Raw genomic sequence first — 22535 nt, forward strand, 5'->3', positions numbered from 1 at the left:
ACCACCAAGCATAACACCATCCCTACGGCATAACACATCATGCCTCCTCGACAGGAGACTGGCCCTAACCGTCCTGCCTGGCATGAAAGCAGTTCCGGCATAGGTCTTTTCCTGACCGGATGAATGACACGATCCCTTCCCGCCGATCGCAGGGAGGCGTTACGTGTACATGCCATCTGCCCCGCGCAGGTTAATGGCGGCGACGATGTGCACGGGCGACATCCATAAGCAGCGGGGGAGCAAGGCGGCGCAGGATCACTTCAAGCCGCTGTGAAAGCGATTGCCCGGCAGTGGTCAGGTACTGCGTCTGCCTGCTGCGCGCCCCCGCCCCGGTGCGGGGGGCGGTATAGAAATACGCGATCAACGCCCGCCGCACACGGCCGGACCGCACCACCTGCGGATGCCCGTGCCATGAGCGGGCCGACTGCTCCATCAGCACCGTGCGCGCAAAGGACGGACGGATTGCCACCGCCCGCCGCCGGGGCGTAGCGTGCCACAGTTCCAGGCCGCCGCCATCGTCGTGCTTCCAGTCCGTATTGAGGTAGGTAATCAGGACCAGGCGATTTTCCAGTTGGGTGACAGGATGGTGGCTGAAATCAAGATGCACCTGAAAATGCCCCTGCCCCGCCACTTCATGCATGCCGCCACCATACAGATACGGATCAGGCACCAGCCCCGTTATGCCGGTCAGGCGCGTAAGCAGGCGCAGGAACGGCGCCGCATGTACGATATTGAAAAACCGCTGCACGGTCGGCGGCAGGACGGTGGCCATGCTGGTGGAACGTTTGGTCTGCATCTGGTTACGGAAGTCATTCACGTCATTTAGTCTGGAGAGGTTAAATTCCCGCAACGCGCTTTCCAGCAGGTCTGCCGGAAACAGATCATCCATAACCAGATACGGAAAGGGCCGTGCGGTTGCATAATGCTGCCCCAACCGGTCCAGTACTGGCGAATCCGGTCGCTCAAGTTCACGCAGCAGAGGAAGTTCAGTCATGCAGGAATCCTGTAAAAACCTGAACATTTGAAATAATTATGTCTTTTTTTGAAATATTTTCATTAAATTCAATTAAAATATTATTAAAACAAAATATTTTAATTTAATTTTATAAACAACATAGTCCGTAATCCCTATTCAAGCACGCAAGGGACAACCCTGCATTGTCGCCGCATGGCTGGTGTACGGGCACGACCCATCCCCCTGCCGCCCCAGATCGTGGCATATTGCCCCATCCTTCAACGAGGTAGACAGAACTCATGGAACCGTGGACTTCATTCACCCTGTTCGGAAAATCCGGCACGATCTACCAGTTCCGGCGCGTGCCCTCACCCCGGCCCGCGCAGGCGGCCGTCTTTTTGCTGACAACCGTTATGGGCTCAACGGCCAGGGGTGGATCATGGCAGTTTGTGGAACCTGCCATCGGCACCGTTACGTCACTGGCGGGGGAATGGGACAGCGTGATCACCCCCGCGCGCACGGCAAAGGCGGAGAGTGACGACATCCTTGTCTGCTTTCCCGAAAGCGGAGATGTGCCCGATGCTTACACGGACCTGATTGAAGGCGGCGCCCAGCCCCTGCCGTCATAGACGTGACTGGACGCGGGCGGGGCGTGTGCACAACACTGCCCACCACAGCCGGATGGAGTTCCCGCCATGTCCCCCCGCCGCCATGCTCTGATCGTCCTTGCAACCGGCCTGCTGGCCACCCATGCCGCTCTGCCCGCCTGCGCGGCCTCGGCGCGTGCGGATGACAGGCCGGTCCTGCTGCGCAACGCCACCGTCATCGACGGGACCGGCAGTGCCGCCCGACCCGATACGGATATCCTTATACAGCAGGGGCACATCACACAGGTAGGCCACGCGTTGCCCGTACCCGCCCATGCCCGCGTGGTTGAACTGCGCGGTCAGACGGTGCTGCCGGGGCTTGTTTCCGACCACAGCCATGTGGGGCAGGTCAGCGGCATGCAGAACGGGGAAGTCAACTACACCCGTGCCAACATCCTGGCCGCACTGGCGCAGTACGAACATTATGGCGTGCTGACCATTACCGCGCTGGGCCTCAACCGCTCGCCCCTGTTCGATGACCTGCGCCATGAGCAGCATGCCGCCCTCAACCCAGGCGCCGACCTGTATGGCGTGGACCAGGGCATTGGCGCGCCCGATGGCGTACCACCGCAGAACATGTTCCATCTGGGCGCCGACCAGATCTTCCGCCCCACCTCCCCCGAAGAAGCCCGGGCGGCCGTCGATAAAATGGCCGATGAAGGCACGGACCTGATAAAGCTGTGGGTGGATGACTTCCGCAATGGCGTACCCGGCGCGCATCCCCTGCCCAAGATGCGGCCTGTCATATACCGCGCCGTTATTGCGCAGGCGCATCTGCGCGGCAAACGGGTAGCAGCCCATATCCATGACCTGTCCGATGCCCGCGCGCTGGTGGCGGCAGGCGTGGACATCCTGGCCCACGGCGTGCGCGACAAACCTGTTGATGAAGCCCTGATCAGCGCCATGACCCAGCAGCGCACCAGCTACATCGCAACGCTGGACCTTGATGAAGCCAATTACATCTTTGCCGAACACCCGGAATGGCTGGATGATCCCTTCCTGTCCTACGGGCTGTCACCCGCGCTGCGCCAGCAGTTTGCCGATCCCGCGTGGCGGCACAAAGTGTTGGCCGCCCCGCTTACCGCAGCATCACGCAAGGCGCTGGCGCTGAACATGCACAACCTGCTCACGCTGTACCGCGCGGGCATTACCATCGGCTTTGGCACGGATTCGGGGGCAACGCCCACCCGTATTCCCGGCTTTGCGGAACATCGGGAACTGCACCTGTCCATCATGGCGGGACTGACACCACTACAGGCCATAACCCTGGCAACGGGCGATGCGGCCCGCCTCATGCAGCTATCCGACCGGGGCACGATCGCGCCGGGACAACTGGCGGACCTGCTGGTGGTACAGGGAGATCCGCTGGCGGACCCGCGTGCGTTCGACCGCCTGCGACAGGTGTGGCACCATGGCAGGCTGGTCCCTGGCCCGCTACCTGGCCAGCATCAGGCCAGCCTGCCCTGAACCAGAAAACCCCTCCACACCATGACAGGACCCACCCCATGCCAGAACAGAAGGCCCGGCCTACCCCGCGCCTTGCCGCACTGCTCGTGATACTGGCGGCACCGCTTGCGGCCTGCGCAGGCCCCACCGGACCACAGTTGACAGGCCCCGATGGACCGCCGATCGCCAACAATGACTGGAATGAACATAATTACGGCATGGGCTATTATTCCGGCCCATATGACGACGGCTTTGAAGCTGAAGGGCTGGATGGTGGCCCACCGGCCTATCTGGGTGATGAGTTCATGCGCTGATGCATCTGCCCGCTAGCAACGGGTAGAAAAACGGTCCCACGGCGTGATGCGGGTTACGGGCAGTTCCACCGGGTGGCCGTATACCTCAGCCGAAAGGAAAGCCAGTTCCGCCTCCACGGCATTTTCGACCAGGGAGATGGACCACGCGCGCGGGTTGCCATCGGTACCGTCATTCCACCGGTAGCCACGCTGGCGCAGTATGTCCTTGTATTCATAAGGGGCGTTCTCAGCCCAGATCCGGCAACGGATCTGGCGTGCGTTTTCCAGCAGCGCCGCTAGCGCCGGACGACCTGATACCGGTAACACCCGGTCCAGGATGGCAATACCCGCCTGGCAGTCATCCGCCGCGCGGTGCCCGTCAAACCAGAACCCTGCCTGCATGCCCAGATAGGACAGCTTGCGCCCCTCGTACCCTTCCGCCGCCCAGTCCACATCCTGCATGGAACATGCCCAGGGCTTGGTGATGAAAACGGCGCTGAAACGCTCGGCAAACCTACGGTCAAAGCTGGCATTATGCGCAATGATCAGGGAGGCGGGGGCGACGAACTGCGCCACTTCATCCGCCGTAACACTCTGCCCGGCCACCATCTCGGGCGTGATGCCGGTCAGCGACGTGATCTGGGGGGGGATGGGGCAGGACGGCTCGCGCAGGCGGCTAAACGGTTCCAGCGTGCCCAGAATTTTCCCCTCAAGCGTGTAAACGAAGGGTACGATACCAAATTCGATGATCTCGTCCTTCGCCGCACTCAGTCCCGTTGTCTCAAGGTCAAGAAACATGCCAAGCCGCGTGCCACTACCCTGCGGTCCATCATCCGCCGGGTAATGTTCCAGCACGCGCGGGGCGAGCGGGCGCAGGATACGGTAACGCCCGCTGCCTTCCAGCGTACGGGCCATCCGTTCCATCTGCACGGGGTCGGGATCGGTTACGGCTGGATCATCCATGCATCATCTCTCCTGGCGGGATTTCATGGGTATGCGAAGCGTGCACACACCTGTCCAGACAGAAGTGACATTGCAGATAGACATATGCTGTAATATTACAAACATTGTCAGGTTTCCCGAAACTGACTCACTCCGTCATGCACAGACAGGATATGCCATGGCACGCACCGCCGGGCCCATACCCCCTTCCCCACCCGACAGCACCGACCCGCTATCCCGCCAGACCCGACACCCCCACCATGTGGAGGACCATGGCCACGACAGGATCGTGCGCGTAGGGCAGGTGGACCGGATCTGGTCAGATTTCTACCACCATGCGCTGACCGCGCCATGGAGCACGTTCTTCTGGGGTTCGCTGCTGGTCTATGTGGTGGTGAATTTGATCTTTGCGCTGCTTTACATGGTTGATGGCGACGGGGTCAGGGGCGCGCAGGCGGACAGCTTTGCCGATTTCTTCTTTTTCAGCGTGCAGACACTTTCCACCGTCGGTTATGGCGGCATGGTCCCGGTCAGCCGCACCGCCAACCTGATCGCAACATTCGAAGTGCTGGGCGGCATGATGATCAATGCCCTGGCCACGGGGCTGATCTTTGCCCGCTTTTCCCGCCCGCGCGCGCGGGTCATGTTCAGCGACAAGGCGCTCATCCTGCTTGAAAACGGGCAGATGCACCTTGATATCCGCATTGCCAACTGCCGACGCAGCCCGATCCTGTCGGTTGATGTGGAGTTCGCCCTGGCCCGCCTGATCCGCATGCCCACAGGAAGAGTTGTGCGCCAGTTCGACCCGCTGGTATTGCAACAGTCGCATGTGCCCGTACTACGCTTTGCCTGCATGCCCACCCATATCATCAACACGCAAAGCCCGCTGCATGGCCTGAGCGAAGCCGACCTCGCAGCGCAGGAGGCGGAAGTCATCGTCAGTCTGACCGGCACGGATGAAGCCTCTGGCCAGACAGTCTTCGCACGTTCGGCTTACGGATTTGACCGGATGCTGTATAATCATCGTTTCGTTGACATCATAAACGCCGGGCCGGATGGGCGGATCACCGTTGATTATACCCGCTTTGACCATACCGAATCCCCACAGGATGAAAACGCAATCCGCGCGGAATACCTGTCCGACCAGCCCGACTGAGCGCCCTATGGGCCATAGGGCGCCCAGTCGGCGCCTGCATGCGCTGGTACTGTTGCTGATGGCCGGTACCTGCCCCGCAGGCGTGGCCCGCGCGGCCCCGCATGCCCGCCATACCATACCCCTGCAAGCCCAGACCCCAGCCTCGATCCCGGCCATGCTGTATGGTCTGCCTGCTGCCTGCCTGAGCCATGTCATTACCGCGCCATTGCTGACCAACAGCGGCAGCCCCGTCGTGCCTGCCACCTTCAATGACACCACCGGACTGGCCTATCTGAGCGTGACACAGGACGAAATAGGCGTCTATGGCACGGTGGGAAAGGAATTCCCGGTCGAATCCGTCGTGAACATCCGCACCATCGCGGGTCAGGATACGACTTACGCCACGACGCTGCATACCCTGCGCATCAGCAACGGTGTAGCCAGTGACGTCCCCGCCCTGCTGATCGGCTCCACCCTGCCCCATATCGGCACCCAACCGGTACTGGGCGTGATCGGCTACGATGTGCTGGGCAATTACGACCTTTTGCTGGATTTCCAGCAGCGCCGCATGGTCATGTTCATGCCCGTGCATGCCCCGGCCTGCCCCCCTGTGGCTGAGTGGCTGGGCACGGACGGTATGGGTATGCCCCTTCTGCCCGACTCGATGGGTCGCATGACCGGCGTTGTCATGCAGGTGGGCGACCAGGCCGTGCGGATGGAGATTGAACCGGGGGCGGATATATCCTCCCTCTCACGGCGGGATGCGAAAACACTGGGCCTGACACCCGCCATCCTGCATGAGGACATGCATGTCCGCACCAATGCGGGCAGGATCCTGAACGGGCGGCGGCACCATTTTGACCATGTCATGCTGGGGGGCGGGCGGGACTTTGCGCTGGACGTCAATGTGGAAAAGACCAGCTACAGCATCCTGGCCATGAACTTCCTGCGTCGCAGGCGCGTCCTGCTGGCCTTCCCGCAGAACATGCTGTTCCTGACCCCGCAGCAGGATACCCCCGATGACCGGGGACAGGCCACGCACGGCATGCTGAGCACCCGCACCGCCATCGCCCGCATGGTTGACACACCGCAGCCCCTACCCATGCCCGTGCCAGATAGCGTGAAGGTGCGCACCCTGATCCAGCCCGACACGCCTGCACCCACCTCCGGCGCGCAGGCACCCGCACACTGAACATCCGGCGGTTTACCGATCAAGGCTCCTGCGTGCCTTCTTTGTGCGGGAAGGCAATATCCTTCAAAGTTTTTTTAAAAAAGCTTCACCAAAAGATCCAATGGCCTATGCCAGCCCAACAGCCAGCAGCCGATCACGATAGGGACCGGGCACGCGCTCCAGTTCTGCCATACTGCCCTGCTGGGCGATCTGGCCGTGTTCCATCACCACAATACGGTCAAACCCGCGCAGGGTGGAAAGCCGGTGCGCCACCGCAATCACGGTGCGCCCGACCATCAGCCGTTCAAGGGCGGCATGCACATGGCGCTCGCTCTCGCCATCAAGCGCACTGGTCGCCTCATCCAGTATCAGGATCGGCGCATTGCGCAGAAAGGCGCGTGCAATGGCAAGGCGCTGGCGCTGTCCACCCGAAAGCATGACCCCACGCTCCCCCACCACCGTATCGAACCCGTGCGGCATGGCAGCGATGAAACCGGTACACCCTGCTGCTTCCGCTGCGGCCCTGATCGCCGCATCGGACGCATCGGGACAGCCGTAGCGGATATTCTCAAGCACCGAGCGGCGCAGCAGGGACACATCCTGCGGCACCACCGCCATGCTGGCACGCAGGCTGGCCTCGTCTAGTTCAAGGATGTTGATGCCATCAATCTCCACCGCTCCTTCCTGCACAAAGCGCTGGCGCTGCAGCAGGGCCAGCACCGTGCTCTTGCCCGAACCCGACACCCCGACAAGCCCGACGCGCATACCCGCCGGAATATCCAGGTCAAAATGGGACAGGACCGGCGGGGCACCGGGATAGGCGAATGTCACGTCGCGCAGCCTGACGTGACCGTGGCAGTCGGCAGGATGCAGGCGCACGGTCTCGGGCACGCCACTGCGCTCATGCGGAACCAGCAGGTGGCCCAGCGTCTCATCCAGGCGGGTGACGTGCTTCATCGCCTCTACCATGGAAAAGGCGAGGTCGCGCGTGCAGTTCAGGATCAGGAAGCCCAGCGTGGTCACCATCACCACGTCGCCCGTGGTGGCCTTGTGCCACCGCCACAGCAGCACCGCCCACAACAGCAGCCCCGTGGTCATGACGGCAGTGACAATGGAATGGATCATGCGCAGCTTTTCCATGTACCGCAGCGAGCGCGTATGCAGCGCGGTCTCGCCACCAATACGCGCGCGCATGCGCCCGTGCTCGGTGCCAATCATGCCATAGGCGCGCACCAGTGGCAGGTTCTGCATAACGTCCAGCATCTCGCCATCCACCTCCGCCGCTTCCGCCGCATAAGCCAGATGCAGCCCCTGCCCCCGGCCCGCCAGCCGGTAGATGCCAAGCCCCAGCAACACGGTCATGCCCACCAGAACCACCACCATCAGCGGGCTGACGGTGCCAAGGGTGATGATAGCCAGCACCATGTTCAGCGCGGAAGGCAGCAGGTTCCACGCGGCCATGTTTTCCAGCGCCACCACGGCATTGGCGGCAGCCGAAACACGGGCCGCCAACGCGCCCGAAAGCCGGTCGGCAAAATAGGTAGCAGCATGCCCGGTCAGGTAGCGGAACAGGTCCTGGCGTACATCGCTGCCCACGCGCACGAACACGCCCGATGCCATCCACCCCGCCACGCGCCAGGCGGCGTTGTCACACACGATGGTCAGGCAGAACAGGATGATGGACACCCACACTGCCCCCATGCCCTGCCCGCCCTGCGTCATGCCGTTGACGAGATGACGGATGATGGCGGACATGCCCACGTTGCACGCAACCGCAACCGCGATGGCGGTGATGATGATGGCATGCCAGCGCGCATGCAGCCGCACATAATGGCCGATAAAGGCCAGCGGGCGGTGACGGTAGCGTTGAAGGATGGCCGCATCCGCATGGTCGGGCCGGGGCGGCTGTTCGGTCGGATAACTGGTGGGTGTCGTCATGAAATGGTGATGCCCCTGTAACATCGCGGGCCGGAATGCTCCGCAGTTCTGCCGCATTTCGCCCGGTATCATGCCTGCATGACAGACGCACCCCTATCCCGCGTGGCGGGACGCATCACCTTCATGTCGCTGCTGGTCCTGTGGCTGGTCATCATGGCGCACGACCCGGTTTCCCTGCCCTTCTGAAACCCGTCGGGACGGTGGGGGTTCGTATCCGAATACCGACCGGCCGCCATATTCATGCGAACGCTCACGTTCCCCTGCCATAATTGCGGAAAGCGAAGGCCCGGTCGCCTTCCGCTCCAGCCGTCGTGTGGCACTGTCCAGCCTGCGGATGGCTTCCAGCCGTTCCTCCCGTCCCAGTCTTGCGGCTGAGATGGCCGCCTTCATGACCGACAGCGTGCGGTCATACACCGCCACCGGCACAGGATAGGGGTGACGGTCCTTGCCACCATGGGCAAGGGAGAAACGCGCCGGATCAGAAAAACGGCATGGCGCGCCATGCACCACTTCCGCCACCAGCGCCAGCGCGCGCACCGTGCGCGCCCCCACGCCGGGCACGCGCAGCAGGTCGGCAAAATCCTGCGGTCCCGCCTCGCTTGCCGCCGCAAGCGCACCGTGCAGGCGGCGCATGTTCACATCTGCCGGACGTACATCATGGTGAGCGGGCAGGAACAGGTGCGGCAGTTCCGCCTGCACCGGGGCAGGCGGCGCCCTGCCTTCGATGCGCATGACTTCCTGGACCAGACGGTCCGGCCCCATAGCATGCAGCAGGTCCATCTGCCCCTGGCGCGAAGGAGCGGCGCGTCGGTCCGTCAGGTTCATGATCGCGCTGCCTGCCCTGCGCCCATCAATGGCCGCATGCGGGGTCTCAACAAAACTGTTCAGCCCTTCAGAAAGCCAGTGATAACGCCGCGCCATGCGCTGCCCGGTATGCATGCCCTGCTGGATGACTGCCCACCGGCCATCCGTCGCCACAACAAAACCATGCAGGTACAGGTCGAACCCGTCCTGCACGGCGGCACTGTCCACCTTGGCCACCATCTTGCTGGTTGCCACCAACGGGGCCGCATCAAGGCCAGTCGCATCCCCAATCGCCCGCAGTTCATCAGGCGTACGGCGGGAATGGCGGCCACGCCCGCCGCATACATACAGCCCCAATTCACCCGATAGCGGGGCCAGCCCGCGCTTGAGCGCCCCGATCACGGCGGTGGTCATGCCTGATGAATGCCAGTCCATGCCCATAACCGCGCCAAAGGACTGGAACCAGAACGGATGGGCAAGGCGGCACAGGAATTCGTCACGCCCGTAATGATGGATGACCGCCTGCGTGATGACCGCACCCAACCGGGCCATGCGCTGGCCCAGCCATGCGGGCACCCGGCCGGTATGGAGCGGCAGGTCGGCAGCACCCGCGCGCCGGGTCATGGGGTGGCCTGCGGGGTATCCGCCGCCCGCCATGCCCGGCGGGATGGATCAGTCACGACGGGATGCTGCCTGCATGAAGGTGGCGAGCCCCGCATCAAGCGCATGGCGCAGGGCCGCCAGCGTTTCCTTGCCTACATAATGTTCCATGCCCTCGGCATCAACGCACGCGCTGGCCTCGCTCACACCCAGCGCACGCAGGAACTGCTCGACCACCACATGGCGCTCGCGGCTTTCGCGCGCCATGTCATGGCCGGTATCAGTCAGGAAAATGCCACGGTAGCGACGACGCGTGACCAGTCCTTCCGCCTCCAGCCGCACAAGCATCTTGGCCACCGTTGGCTGCGAGACGCCAAGCCTTGTCGCGATATCGACCTGACGCGCCTCCTGCCCGTCATGGAGCAGGTCGGCGATCAGTTCGACATAATCCTCGACCAGCGCCGTCTTGCGCGCCAGACGCGCCTGACGGAAACCGGCGGACTGCATATCCGCATCCATCATGGCCTGCCCGCGCGCGCCACGGCCCCTGTCCGGGGCAGGCTTACGGTCGGGCATGATGCTTTCTCCCGCTTCCCGCCATGGCGCTAACGCGTACGGTCCGTATCGGGCATGGTGTCATAGAACCAGCACCGGCCCGTGGCCTTGCTTACGGCAGCCTGCGTGGTGGGTACGGGCCTGACCACATCGCAGCCCGGTGTCCAGCCTTCGGGGGTCATGACGGTATTGCCATCGCTGCGGCGCAGGGCTTCGACAAGGCGGAGCAGCTCCTCCACCGAACGGCCAACCGACATGGGGTACCAGACCAGCGCGCGGATGACCCCGTGCGGATCGATCACATAGGTTGCCCGCACCGTCGCGCTGTTCTGCGCGGTCTGGTCCAGCATGCCATAGGCGCGGCAGACCGCCATGGATGGATCTTCCACCAGCGGAAACGGGATCTGCACGCCAAAACGTTCCTGTATCGTCTCCAGCCAGGCAAGATGGGCGTACAGGCTGTCAACCGACAGGCCGAGCAAGGCACAGTCCAGTTTTTCAAAACGGTCGGCAGCCTTGGCCAGCGCCATGAATTCGCTGGTGCAGACGGGCGTGAAATCAGCCGGATGCGAGAAAAACAGGAGCCAGCGCCCGCGGAAATCCGACAGACGTATCTCCCCTCTGGTGGTACGGGCCGTGAAATCAGGCGCCATATCGCCAATATGCAACGGACGCATCGCAAGCGCGCTGCCACCTGTGGATATGCTACCCTCGGTATTCATCCTCTGCCCTTTTGCATCTGACGTGGCTTGACGCAAGCCATCTCATAACATACATTTATTATGTAATTCATAAACTATGGAAGACTTTCCATGCCAGACCCTGCCATTCAGGCCGCCACGCGCCAGATTGCCACATGCCGCGCAACAGGCAGGGCACCCGTTATCAAAACATTTTTTGACAACCCGACCTTCACCGCCACCCATATCGTGCACGATCCGGCCACACGCGCCTGTGCCGTGGTGGACAGCGTGATGGACTACGATCCCGCATCGGGCAAAATCGATTACGCCATGGCGCAGGAAGTGGTGGATTATATCACAGCCGAAAAGCTGAAGGTGGACTGGCTGCTCGAGACCCATGTCCATGCCGACCACCTGTCCGCAGCACCCTGGCTGCAGGAACGTCTGGGTGGCAGGCTGGCCATCGGCGCCGATATCAAGACCGTACAGAATATCTTCGGCAAGCTGTTCAACGCTGGCACGCGCTTTGCGCGTGATGGTTCGCAGTTCGACCACCTGTTCCATGATGGCGAGACCTTCACGCTTGGCAGCCTGCCCGCCATCGCCCTGCATGTGCCCGGCCACACACCGGCGGATATGGCCTACGTGATCGGGGATGCCGCCTTCATTGGCGATACCCTGTTCATGCCCGACTACGGTACGGCGCGGGCCGACTTTCCGGGCGGCAATGCGCGCACGCTATACCAGTCCATCCGCAGGCTTCTCTCCCTGCCCGAGGAGACACGGCTTTTCCTGTGTCACGACTACAAGGCACCGGGGCGCGACACCTATGCATGGGAAACCACCATCGGCGCGGAACGGGCCCATAACGTCCACGTTCATAATGGAGTGGATGAAGAAACATTCGTTGCCATGCGCACGGCACGCGATGCCACGCTGTCGCTGCCGAACCTGATCATGCCATCCGTGCAGGTCAACATGCGCGGCGGCCACCTGCCCGAACCGGAAGACAATGGTGTAAGTTACATCAAGATACCGGTCAGCGGTTCCTGACAGGCCCTGTATCCTTAATTACTTTCCCCCTTATCGTGCTTACGGAGATCATTCATGACAGACACCGCGCCATCCGCCCCCAGCCTGTCCAGCGCCGTGCGGGGACTGACCTATGACGTTGTCGTGGTGGGCGGAGGGGCTGCGGGCCTGTCCACCGCCGCCAGCATCCTCAAGCGCCGCGGCGGCATTACGGTTGCCATCATCGAGCCCTCTACCTCGCATTTCTACCAGCCTGGCTGGACACTGGTGGGCGGCGGTGTGTTCAAGCAGTCCCAGACGCGGCGGTCGGAAAGCCGGCTGATCCCGGCCGGTGCCGACTGGGTGCAGGCGGCGGCTACCGGGTTTGAGCCTGAAGCCAACCTCGTGCACCTGTCCACCGGGTCCTCCATCCGCTACAGCGTGCTGGTGGTGGCTACCGGCCTGACCCTGAACTGGGATGGGATCGAGGGGCTGAGCGAGACGCTGGGCCGCAATGGCGTTACGTCGAACTACCGCTACGACCTGGCCCCCTACACCTGGCAGATGGTGCAGACACTGGGGCGTGGCAACGCGGTATTCACCCAGCCGCCCATGCCCATCAAGTGCGCGGGCGCACCGCAGAAGGCGATGTACCTGGCCTGTGACGCATGGCGCAGGCGCGGGCTTGCCGACAATATCAACGTCTCCTTCCACACCGCCACGCCGGGGCTGTTCGGGGTGAAGGAATTCGTGCCGCCGCTGATGGAATACATCCACCGCTACCACATTGACCTGTGCCTGAAATCCAACCTGAAGAAGGTGGACGGCAAGAACCGCATCGCCACGTTCGAGAACGTGGCCGAGGATGGCAGCAAGACCACCACCGAGACCGAATTCGACATGCTGCATGTCGTCCCGCCCCAGTGCGCGCCTGAAGTGATCCGCAACAGTCCGCTTGCGGGCGATGGCGGCTGGGTATCGGTTGATCCCGCCACCCTGCGCCACACCAAATTCGAGAATGTTTTCGCACTGGGCGATGTAGCGGGCACATCCAACGCCAAGACGGCCGCCGCCGTGCGCGTGCAGGCGCCGGTGGTTGCGGTCAACGTACTGGCCACACTGGACCACAAGCCCATGGCTGCCGATTACGATGGTTATGGCGCCTGCCCGCTTACGGTGGAGCGCGGCAAGATCGTACTGGCCGAATTCGCCTATGGCGGCAAGCTGGACCCCACCCTGCCGACATGGCTGCTCAATGGCCGCAAGCCCACCCATATGGCATGGTTCCTCAAGGAATGGGTGATGCCGGTACTGTACTGGGATGGCATGCTCAAGGGCCGTGAACTGATGGTCGCCCCCCACAAGATCGGCACACCGCGCTGATCGTAACAGGGTTGGTACATGGCATGGCCGTGCCGCGGGGTGGACCTGCGCGCGGCCATGCGTATGAATACGGCCATGGATACCAAGCAGCCTTCCGCCCACAATGTGGGATCCTCGCGCCCGTTGCGTCTGGCCGATGATGTTGTCAGCCATGCCATCTATGGCGGCCCGGACAAATGTTACCGCTATGCCCTGACACGGACATGGGATGCATCGCGCCCCGCCGTGATGTGGCTCATGATGAACCCATCCGTTGCCACGGAAGATGGAGATGACCGCACCGTGGCCAAGTGCCAGCGCTATGCCCGCGCCTGGGGTTACGGCACGCTGCTGGTTGGCAACACCTTCGCCTACCGCTGCACCGACCAGAAGCGCCTGACTGAAGTGCCCGACCCGGTCGGCCCCGAAAACGATACCAACCTGTTGGCCATGGCGCGCCGGGCCGACCTGGTGGTGGCAGCCTATGGCTCACCCCAGATCAAAAGCCTGCTGCCACGTGGGCCGGAAGTGGTGCGCATGTTGCAGAAGCACGGCATAACCATAAGCGCCATGCGGTTGAGTGCGCGCTCGGGCCGGCCCGAGCACCCACTCTACCTGCCCGGCACGCTGCGCCCCACGCCACTGCCCGCTCTATAAACCAGAAAACGTAGAGAAGTTTTTGGTGAAGCTTTTTTCAATAAGCTGCGAAGAACGCTGCCTTTTTGAAAAAAGGTAGCACTCAAAAACTTTTATTCCCTTTTCACTTCAGCCAAAAAGGGCCAGTTGCTGCGGCGCAGGCATGCCACCGGCGGTCCGTAACCCCGAGACCGTAATGCCCATCAGCCGTATGCCGCGCGGGGGCGGAAAGCATGGTGCGAACAGCAAGGCGGCACGCTGCTGCACGTCGGCCGCATCACGCACTGCATCCGGCCCGGTGCGCCCGCGCACGATCTGCCTGAAATCATTATACTTGACCTTGACGGTTACGGTCACGCCAGTCAGATCACGCGCCTGGCAGCGGTTCCAGACCTTGTGCGCAAGATCATGAATGCTGGCCTGCGCTGCCAGCCATTCATGGATATCGGTATCGAACGTCTTTTCAGCCCCTACGGAACGGCGTGGGCGGTTGACCTCCACGGGACGGTCATCAATTCCGCGCGCAATACCATGATAAAAACCGGCGGCCTTGCCAAAATGCCGCAGCAGGCGCGATAGCGGCTGTCTACGCAGGTCCAGCCCCGTGCGAATGCCCAGCGCGTTCATGCGCGCGGCAGTAGCAGGCCCGATACCATGGAAGCTGCTCACCGGCAGGCTGGCCACAAAATCCGCACCCATGGCCGGTGTAATGACAAACTGGCCATTGGGCTTGCGATAATCCGATGCCAGCTTGGCCAGGAATTTATTGTAGGATACACCCGCCGATGCGGTCAGCCCCGTCTGGGCATGGATAAACCCCCGGATGGCAGTAGCCATGGCGGTCGCCGATGGGTAAGGCAATAGCGGCTGCGTTACATCCAGATAGGCTTCATCAAGCGAAAGCGGCTGGATCAGGCTGGTAAAGCGGGCAAAGATTGCCTGCACCTGCGCCGAGACCGCACGGTACACCTCAAATCGGGGTGGCACGAACACAAGATCAGGGCACTTGCGCAGCGCCGTGACCGAAGGCATGGCAGATCGGACCCCGAAGCGCCGGGCTTCATAACTGGCTGCAGCCACAACGCCACGGCGTCCGGCGCTGCCTACGGCAACCGGTCGGCCACGCAGGGCCGGATTGTCGCGCTGTTCCACCGATGCGTAGAATGCATCCATGTCCACATGGATGATTCGGCGGCACGCCTGCGTCATGCCACACCGGGGCTGCAACCCTGCACGGCCATGCCCCCGCAGGGCACGGCCGGCAGGCAATCAGGCTGGATCAGCCGTTGCACTTCTTTTTCTTGAGGAAAAATACGATAAGGCCGGCAATCGCGCCGAAAACCAGGATGCCCTTCATGCTGGGGCACTTGGAGGGGCACTTGGTCGTACAGTCAGACATGGTTCATTCCTTGATAAACAGGGCCGCTCCAGATGGGGACGGCGCATCCCCATACTACCGCATGCCTGAAACATGACCATACCGCATTTTACATCTCCCCGCCCCTTGCGGCCTGACATGCGATGACAGGGCAGCCGCATTGCGTTGTGCTATCTTTTGTTACGTGAAGCGGCGGGCAATGATGGCCCGACAAAGACCGGAGAATATGACCCATGAAGAAAATCGCCCTGCTGCCCGCCGCCCTGCTTATGCTTGGAACGGCGGCTGGCGCTGCCCATGCCACGCCGTCTGCCGGGCGTGCGGTCAACCGTGATTTCGCCAAGCTGTCGGTCGATGGCAGCCGCGCGTTTGACGACATTGCCATGGCCCGCACGGCACTGGCCAACAACGACACAGCCGGTGCCGTAAAACTGCTGACCGACGCCAACAATGCCCTCAAGCGCGCCAAAAGCGACAACAAGGTGTTCATGAAGGCCGAAGCCCAGCTGACCCCGCCCAAGAAGGCCCCGGCTGGCGCACCGGCCCCTGCGGCTGCCGCCTCCACCAAGCCGGTCGCCTGGCTGCCGGTTGATGGCGAATACATCGTAACCGAAGACCTTGAGCCCAGCTCCACCAAGGCCACTGCCGTTACTTCCGCCAATACCAGCCTGAACAAGGGCCAGCCCGCACAGGCGGCGCAGAACCTGCAGGTTGCGGCTGTGGATGTTGATTTCGTTCTGGCCATCGCCCCGCTTGATACCAGCGCCAGCGATGTCTACCGCGCCACCAACCTGCTGGCGGGCAAGGATACCAAGGGGGCCGACAACGCCCTGCAGGAAGCCCAGAACAGCATCCGCTTCGTATCGGAAGACATGGTCGGCACGCCTGACGGCCAGAAGCCGACGGGTCACGGCAAAAAAGCCGCCAACAACTGACCTGCTGGTTGTTCCCAGTCATGTCGATGCACTGCCCTGCCCTGCCTGTCCTGCTAGTCGGGGCGGGCATGGTCGGGGTAGCCATCGGCCTGCCCACGCAAGCTGCCCGCGCTGCGGGTGAGATCATGCTCTGCCTCGAGCGCCATCCCGTGAACAATAGCTTCGTGCAGGCCCAGCCTGAACCGAAATCCGTGCCAGTGCCCGCAGGTACCGTATTCAATTACGCGGGCCATGCGTTTGGCCCGGCCGACGACCCGCTTGACCGGGCGCATGCCAATCCTGATGGAGATGGCTGGCGTGGCATTTCCCCTACGGAAGAAACCCGCCGCCGTAACCTGCAGATGGAAGACATCGGGGGAGATGGCGCCTATCACCGCCCCCAGGCCGGTCTTATGACCACCGGCGCCGTGACGCTGTCACCCGCCCATCCCTGCGCCCGCATTGGAGCGCAGGCGCTCCTGTCCGCTGACTGGACATGGACAATGGAAAGCATTCCTGCCCGTCCTGACATGTATTTCCAGGTTTATGGTACCGTGCATGACCAGCAGCTTGACCCGACATTCAATAACGATGCCGATCCCTTCCAGCAGATCGCGGCGCGTGGCGGCATAAACGCCATTGTCACACAGACGGTTGATCAGGCGGTAACCCTGCATTCGCCCGACATGCCCTGAACCGGGCGGCATGGCGGCAGGGCCATATTTTAGGGGTGCGCTTACTCCGTTTCAGTCGTGGCCTTTACCCCCACCGGGGGTATACAACCCACCATGGAACCGATACAGGGCTGTTCCCATAGGGAAACATAACATGCATGTTAAAGGTAATTTTATAAGACCTGAGATATGCAGGGCAGTCCGGGCAACTGATGGAAATCATGGAGAAAGGGATGGCGCTCTACCAGTCGGCACAGTTTATCGACCTGTGGACAGATCCTGAATTCGACAAGATCCATCCTCCCCGTACTGTTGCCCCTCATTCCGGCATTTACCGCTGCGTGGGCTGCGGGGTAGAAATAGCGGTGGTGGAAGGGCAACTGCTCCCCTCTATCCATGCCCACCCACACCGGCTTGGCACGAGAGAGGCATGGCAGATGATCGTCTATGCCGACCACCGCCACAAACCGGGCTGAATATTCAGCCGTTGCGCATGTATCGGTTGGCTATCACCACCAACCGCCGCCCCACGGCCCGCCCCAGCCGCCGCCCCAACCCCACATGCCCCAGTTCCATGAGGCATCTTGGTACATATCAGCCGTCATCTGCTGCTGGTCAGCCAGATTCTGCGCCTGCACATAGGACATGTAGCGCCCATAGGCTGCCTGATTGCCAACATACAGGCAGTTGCAGACCTTGGGATCGGAATAGATGTAGAGCATGTGGTCCCCGAATGATTTCTGCAGGAACCGGTTGGGTGGCAGTTTCTGCAGCATCAACTGCCGCTCAGGGTTGTTGGCAGGCCGGGCCACAAAACCAGCAGCGGCAAGGCTGTTTTCCTTGTCCGTAATCTGGTCATGCACGCTTTCGCACCCTGCAAGCCCGGTAGATGCAACCAGCAGCAAAGCACTGCCTGCATAAAGATGACTCAGCACCCTTTTTATTCCGATCGACATGCTGCCTATTTCCATCATGGTTAATGGGTGCATCCTGTCTCATGCCACGCACGGAATAAAGACGTGACGGAAAAAACAGATGCATTATTCCCGTAGAGTTTGATTTATCTCATGTCCAGAACGGGAACGCCAATGCCATAACATAAGGGCGATGGGGGCATCGCATATCGAATCATCACTTAAAAACCTTGGCAGGTTCCTTTCATGGGAGCCTGCCATTTTTTTATGAACACCTGCCTGTTCGCGCCCCGCACGGGCAGAAAAGGATCATGATACCTGGATGGTAGCCGGGCTGTTTTCAGGCCGTCGTGGCCTGCGCCATCGCGTTGCCCTGATGCATGTGCACGGGGCTGACTTCATCACGCAGTACGTAGCCCTGCCCCCATACGGTCGTGATAAGATGCCCCGTGCCCGCGCTCTGCAGTTTCTTGCGCAGCTTGCAGATGAAGACATCAATGATCTTCATTTCCGGCTCGTCCATGCCGCCATACAGGTGGTTGAGGAAGGCGTCTTTTGTCAGGACCATGCCCTTGCGCAGCAGCAGCAGTTCCAGGATCATGTATTCCTTGCCCGTCAGGTGCACCCCATGCCCGTGCACGCTGACCTCCCGGCTACCAAGGCATAGTTCCAGGTGGCCAGCACGCAGAGTCGGCTCACTGTACCCCTTCGAGCGGCGAATGACCGCCTGCATCCGCGCGGTCAGTTCCATGGATTCATAGGGGCGGGTCACATAGTCATCCGCGCCAGTTGAAAACGCCTTTACCTTCGAGGTCGCTGCCTTTTCCTCCGACAGGATCATGACCGGGGTGGGGAGCCGTGCGGCACGGCTTATGCGGATCACTTCAAACCCATCCATATCGGGCAGATCCACGTTCATGACTGCAAGGTCATAATTATAGGATTTTAACATCCCCAGGGCATCATGACCGGTGTCGACATGATCCACCGTAAATCCGGCTTTTTCCATATGCCGGGTGGTCTCTTCGACCTTTCTGGCACAGGGCTCAACTAGCAAAATCCGCATATCGACCATCCAGTAGATATTTGTCCTGTATCTACCTATAGGTGTGAGTATTAATTTTAACAACCTAAAGTTGACAATATATTAGGAGCATTTAATACGTTTTATGAATTAAAAGATTTATATTTAATTAATAAACAGTTAACTGAACGCGCCCGCCGCATGATCCAGCGGCCCAGCACCCGCACCATAGCCGGGAGCGGCTGCAATCGCCTTGCGAACATAGGTCCGTGCCCGTACCACCGCATCGCGTAGCGTCATGCCCTGTCCCAGCCCGGTGGCAATGGCACTGGCAAGCGTGCAGCCGGTACCATGGGTATGCCGGGTGGGAATGCGCGTCCCGGCAAAGGCTTCCATCCGCCCGCCCTGTTCCACCAGTATGTCCACCAGGTCGTCCCCATCCATATGCCCACCCTTGAGCAGTACGGCACGCGGGCCAAGGGCCAGCAGGTCATGCGCAGCCGCCACCATTCCATCCGGCCGGCCAATAATGGTGTGGCCCAGCAGGGCTTCGGCCTCGGGCAGGTTGGGGGTAAGCACGGTGGCCAGCGGCACCAGACGGTCACGCAGGGTCGTCAGCGCCGTATCATGCAGCAGGGCAGCGCCCCCCTTGGCCACCATGACCGGGTCAAGCACGTAAGGGATGTCAGCCGATGTCATCAGCACGGCAGCGATCGCCTCGATCACTTCCGGTCGGTCCAGCATGCCGCTCTTGAACGCATCCACACCCAGGTCATCCATGACACAGCGCATCTGCGCCACAATGAATTCAGGCGAGACCGGCATGACATCGTGCACGCCAAGCGTATTCTGTGCCGTAAGCGCGGTAATGGCGGTCATGGCAAAGCCGCCCAGAACCGTCACGGTCTTGATATCAGCCTGAATACCCGCGCCACCGCCACTATCACTGCCAGCCATGATGAGAATACGCCCGCGCATGGTCTCAGTTCGCCATCTGGATGGCGTTGATGGAGTCGCACATGTCTTCCACCACTTCTTTTACCAGCGCTTCGTCTTCCGCTTCCACCATGACGCGCACCAGCGGCTCGGTCCCGCTTTCACGCAGCAGCAGGCGCCCGTGCTCGCCCAACCGCTTTTCCGCCGCCTTGCGGGCTTCATGCACCTGCGGTTCGTTCAGCGGGCTCTTGCCAACAAACCGGATATTGCGCAGCAACTGCGGATAGGGCCTGAACATGCGGCAGACCGCACTGGCGGGGCGACCTGTCTCCACTACCTCGGCCAACACCTGCAACGCTGCGATCAGCCCGTCACCCGTAGTGGCGAAATCGGACAGTACCATGTGGCCAGACTGTTCACCCCCGATATTGGCGCCCAGTTCACGCATCTTTTCCACCACGTAGCGATCGCCCACCGCCGTGCGCACCAGTTCCAGCCCCTGCGTGTGCAGATAGCGTTCAAGTCCCATGTTGGACATGACGGTCGCAACGATATGCCGCCCCGACAGGCGCCCCTGCCGCGCCCAGGAAGTGGAAATCAGTGCCAGAATCTGGTCCCCGTCGATCAGCCGCCCCTTTTCATCGGAAATCAGCACCCGGTCCGCATCCCCATCCAGCGCTATGCCGATATCGGCGCGATGGCGCAGCACGGCGGCGCACAGCGCCTCCGGCCGGGTGGAGCCACAACCTTCGTTGATGTTGATGCCATCGGGGTCACAGCCAATGCGTACGACTTCCGCCCCCAGTTCCCACAGGGCAGTGGGGGCCACGCGATAAGCGGCGCCATTGGCGCAGTCGATCACGATGCGCAACCCATCCAGCCGCAGCCCGCGCGGGAAGGCAGACTTGGCATTTTCAACATACCGGCCCGCCGCATCATTAAGGCGCGAGGCACGGCCGATCTGGTCAGGGGCGGCCAGCCTGTCTGTCAGGTCCATGCCCATATCTTCTTCGATCCCGGCCTCCGTCTCGTCTGACAGCTTGAACCCGTCCGGCCCGAACAGCTTGATGCCATTATCACCATACGGATTGTGGGATGCCGAGATCATGACCCCCAAATCCGCCCGTAGCGAGCGGGTGAGCATGGCGATGGCCGGTGTGGGCATGGGGCCTACCAGAGTCACATCCATGCCCGCCGACAGGAAGCCCGATACAAGCGCGCATTCGATCATGTAGCCCGACAGGCGCGTATCCTTGCCCAGCAGCACGCTGTGACGGTGCGTACCCTGTATGAACCGCAGCCCGGCAGCCTGGCCCAGCTTCTGCGCCACTTCGACCGTCATGGGGAAACGGTTGGCGGTACCCCGAATTCCATCCGTGCCGAAAAGCCTGCGTGTCTTTACCATTAACGGGGATCTCCAGATACGTTCCTGTCGTACATCGACCTACCTTACCTATCAGGGCCGATCCAGCCCCTGACTGACCTGGACGGCCTGCATCATCGCACCAACATTATGAACACGCAGCACGGGATGGGGAAACACCATGGCCGACAGGCTTGCCGCCACCGTGGCCGGATCACGCAGCAGTGCATCGGGTTCGTGACAGATCTCGCCCAGCATCCGCTTGCGTGATACCCCCACGACAACCCGGCAACCCAGATTGGCCAGTAGCGGCAGGCGCGCCAGCAGGTTCAGATTGTCCGCCATGGTCTTGGCAAAACCGATACCGGGATCAACCAGTATCCGCGCCCGGTCAATACCTGCCGCCACGGCTTCATCCACCCGGACGGATATCTCACGCAGCACGTCAACCGCCACATCTTCATATTCGGCATGTGCCGCCATGGTGGCCGGCGTGCCGCGCATATGCATGAGCATGACCGGGCAGCCATGACGCGCCACCACCGTGCGAGCCGCGGGGTCATGGGTCAGGGCCGAGACATCATTGATCACATCGGCCCCCGCATCGAGTGCACGATCCATGACCGAAGCCTGTCGCGTATCAATGGACAACCGCAGGTCAGCCAGTGTGGAGCAGTCCCTGACTGCGCGAATGACCGGCCCGATGCGCCGCCATTCTTCATCCACGGACACAGCCGGGGCACCGGGGCGGGTGCTTTCGCCACCAATGTCAACAATCCGGCAACCAGCCGCATACATGGCTTGTATGGATTCAAGGGCCGGGCGTACCCGATAATGCTGCCCGCCATCACTGAAACTGTCGGGGGTCACGTTGATGATCCCCATCACCTGCGGCCCCGGTGGCAGGCCGGCGTCAGGTGCTGGCAGGCTGACGCGCAGGGCCGCCTCCGCCCAATGCGGCGCGATCATGCAGGCCGGTACGATCCGCCCCGCGCCATCACCTCCCAGCAGTCGCGCCAGCGCATAGGCGTGTGGTCCCCCTGCCAGCCAGCGCGCCTGCCCCGCCGCCACGGCCTGCTGTGCTGCACTGCCACGCAGCAGCGCCAGGGGTTCGATCAGCGGGTTATCCATGCCTTATCCTGCGGGTCCGGTTC

The 22535-nt window shown here is 61.7% G+C and carries 23 protein-coding genes; 11 read left to right on the forward strand and 12 right to left on the reverse strand.

Annotated elements, in window-relative coordinates; translation table 11 throughout:
* Positions 1-190: 190 nt before the first annotated feature.
* Positions 191-994: a 2OG-Fe(II) oxygenase gene (locus tag GLX_RS06895; RefSeq protein ID WP_041247250.1), complete on the reverse strand. Its 804-nt coding sequence runs from the start codon at positions 992-994 to the stop codon at positions 191-193.
* A gap of 260 nt (positions 995-1254) precedes the next feature.
* Here GLX_RS06895 and GLX_RS06900 point away from each other — a divergent pair, with 260 nt between their 5' ends.
* From GLX_RS06900 to GLX_RS06910, 3 genes are all read left to right on the forward strand, one after another.
* Positions 1255-1584: a hypothetical protein gene (locus GLX_RS06900; RefSeq protein ID WP_014105269.1), complete on the forward strand. Its 330-nt coding sequence runs from the start codon at positions 1255-1257 to the stop codon at positions 1582-1584.
* A gap of 66 nt (positions 1585-1650) precedes the next feature.
* Positions 1651-3069, forward strand: a complete 1419-nt coding sequence (locus GLX_RS06905) for an amidohydrolase family protein (protein ID WP_014105270.1) — start codon at positions 1651-1653, stop codon at positions 3067-3069.
* 38 nt (positions 3070-3107) lie between these two features.
* Positions 3108-3362 carry a hypothetical protein gene (locus tag GLX_RS06910; protein ID WP_041247251.1) on the forward strand — a complete coding sequence of 85 codons (255 nt, stop codon included), beginning with the start codon at positions 3108-3110 and terminating at the stop codon, positions 3360-3362.
* A gap of 12 nt (positions 3363-3374) precedes the next feature.
* Here the strand turns inward: GLX_RS06910 and GLX_RS06915 are convergent, their stop codons facing one another.
* A complete protein-coding gene (locus GLX_RS06915) occupies positions 3375-4304 on the reverse strand; it encodes a 3'-5' exonuclease (protein ID WP_014105271.1) in 930 nt (309 codons plus the stop codon).
* 157 nt (positions 4305-4461) lie between these two features.
* Here GLX_RS06915 and GLX_RS06920 point away from each other — a divergent pair, with 157 nt between their 5' ends.
* The gene (locus GLX_RS06920; RefSeq protein WP_041247252.1) at positions 4462-5439 is read left to right on the forward strand and encodes an ion channel; all 978 of its coding nucleotides are present in this window, start codon (positions 4462-4464) and stop codon (positions 5437-5439) included.
* 58 nt (positions 5440-5497) lie between these two features.
* Entirely contained in the window at positions 5498-6610 is a 1113-nt protein-coding gene (locus GLX_RS06925; protein WP_231850423.1) for a retropepsin-like aspartic protease, read from the forward strand.
* Between the two features lie 105 nt (positions 6611-6715).
* Here the strand turns inward: GLX_RS06925 and GLX_RS06930 are convergent, their stop codons facing one another.
* The 4 genes from GLX_RS06930 to GLX_RS06945 all read right to left on the reverse strand — a co-directional run bounded on the left by GLX_RS06930 (position 6716) and on the right by GLX_RS06945 (position 11208).
* Positions 6716-8527, reverse strand: coding sequence for an ABC transporter ATP-binding protein (locus GLX_RS06930; RefSeq protein WP_041247683.1), 1812 nt, complete (start codon positions 8525-8527; stop codon positions 6716-6718).
* 93 nt (positions 8528-8620) lie between these two features.
* On the reverse strand, positions 8621-9955 hold the full coding sequence (locus GLX_RS06935) for a DUF763 domain-containing protein (protein WP_041247684.1): 1335 nt from the start codon (positions 9953-9955) through the stop codon (positions 8621-8623).
* A gap of 48 nt (positions 9956-10003) precedes the next feature.
* Positions 10004-10507, reverse strand: coding sequence for a manganese-binding transcriptional regulator MntR (gene mntR / locus GLX_RS06940; RefSeq protein WP_014105276.1), 504 nt, complete (start codon positions 10505-10507; stop codon positions 10004-10006).
* A gap of 29 nt (positions 10508-10536) precedes the next feature.
* Positions 10537-11208, reverse strand: coding sequence for a peroxiredoxin (locus GLX_RS06945; protein WP_014105277.1), 672 nt, complete (start codon positions 11206-11208; stop codon positions 10537-10539).
* 90 nt (positions 11209-11298) lie between these two features.
* Here GLX_RS06945 and GLX_RS06950 point away from each other — a divergent pair, with 90 nt between their 5' ends.
* The 3 genes from GLX_RS06950 to GLX_RS06960 are packed head-to-tail and all read left to right on the forward strand — an operon-like array spanning position 11299 to position 14199.
* The gene (locus GLX_RS06950) at positions 11299-12222 is read left to right on the forward strand and encodes an MBL fold metallo-hydrolase (RefSeq protein ID WP_014105278.1); all 924 of its coding nucleotides are present in this window, start codon (positions 11299-11301) and stop codon (positions 12220-12222) included.
* A gap of 54 nt (positions 12223-12276) precedes the next feature.
* A complete protein-coding gene (locus GLX_RS06955; protein WP_014105279.1) occupies positions 12277-13563 on the forward strand; it encodes an NAD(P)/FAD-dependent oxidoreductase in 1287 nt (428 codons plus the stop codon).
* 57 nt (positions 13564-13620) lie between these two features.
* Positions 13621-14199, forward strand: a complete 579-nt coding sequence (locus GLX_RS06960; RefSeq protein WP_193360679.1) for a DUF1643 domain-containing protein — start codon at positions 13621-13623, stop codon at positions 14197-14199.
* A 108-nt stretch (positions 14200-14307) separates the two neighbouring features.
* Here the strand turns inward: GLX_RS06960 and dinB are convergent, their stop codons facing one another.
* Positions 14308-15387 (reverse strand): DNA polymerase IV, encoded by a 1080-nt coding sequence (gene dinB / locus GLX_RS06965; RefSeq protein WP_014105281.1) that lies wholly within the window; start codon positions 15385-15387, stop codon positions 14308-14310.
* Between the two features lie 402 nt (positions 15388-15789).
* Here dinB and GLX_RS06970 point away from each other — a divergent pair, with 402 nt between their 5' ends.
* The 3 genes from GLX_RS06970 (at position 15790) to GLX_RS06980 (ending at position 17620) form a co-directional block, all read left to right on the forward strand.
* Positions 15790-16491, forward strand: a complete 702-nt coding sequence (locus tag GLX_RS06970) for a YfdX family protein (RefSeq protein ID WP_014105282.1) — start codon at positions 15790-15792, stop codon at positions 16489-16491.
* A 20-nt stretch (positions 16492-16511) separates the two neighbouring features.
* Positions 16512-17165 (forward strand): hypothetical protein, encoded by a 654-nt coding sequence (locus GLX_RS06975; protein ID WP_014105283.1) that lies wholly within the window; start codon positions 16512-16514, stop codon positions 17163-17165.
* 200 nt (positions 17166-17365) lie between these two features.
* Positions 17366-17620: a hypothetical protein gene (locus GLX_RS06980; protein WP_041247688.1), complete on the forward strand. Its 255-nt coding sequence runs from the start codon at positions 17366-17368 to the stop codon at positions 17618-17620.
* 33 nt (positions 17621-17653) lie between these two features.
* Here GLX_RS06980 and GLX_RS06985 read toward each other — a convergent pair whose 3' ends face one another.
* The 5 genes from GLX_RS06985 to folP all read right to left on the reverse strand — a co-directional run bounded on the left by GLX_RS06985 (position 17654) and on the right by folP (position 22512).
* The gene (locus GLX_RS06985; RefSeq protein ID WP_231850424.1) at positions 17654-18100 is read right to left on the reverse strand and encodes a hypothetical protein; all 447 of its coding nucleotides are present in this window, start codon (positions 18098-18100) and stop codon (positions 17654-17656) included.
* A gap of 298 nt (positions 18101-18398) precedes the next feature.
* Positions 18399-19124 carry a response regulator transcription factor gene (locus GLX_RS06990; RefSeq protein WP_014105286.1) on the reverse strand — a complete coding sequence of 242 codons (726 nt, stop codon included), beginning with the start codon at positions 19122-19124 and terminating at the stop codon, positions 18399-18401.
* 138 nt (positions 19125-19262) lie between these two features.
* On the reverse strand, positions 19263-20060 hold the full coding sequence (gene thiD / locus GLX_RS06995) for a bifunctional hydroxymethylpyrimidine kinase/phosphomethylpyrimidine kinase (protein ID WP_014105287.1): 798 nt from the start codon (positions 20058-20060) through the stop codon (positions 19263-19265).
* Between the two features lie 4 nt (positions 20061-20064).
* On the reverse strand, positions 20065-21423 hold the full coding sequence (glmM, locus tag GLX_RS07000; RefSeq protein WP_014105288.1) for a phosphoglucosamine mutase: 1359 nt from the start codon (positions 21421-21423) through the stop codon (positions 20065-20067).
* Positions 21424-21474: 51 nt separating this feature from the next.
* A complete protein-coding gene (gene folP, locus GLX_RS07005) occupies positions 21475-22512 on the reverse strand; it encodes a dihydropteroate synthase (protein WP_014105289.1) in 1038 nt (345 codons plus the stop codon).
* Positions 22513-22535: the final 23 nt, after the last annotated feature.

Source organism: Komagataeibacter medellinensis NBRC 3288 (genome assembly GCF_000182745.2).
In the GTDB taxonomy this organism is placed as follows: domain Bacteria; phylum Pseudomonadota; class Alphaproteobacteria; order Acetobacterales; family Acetobacteraceae; genus Komagataeibacter; species Komagataeibacter medellinensis.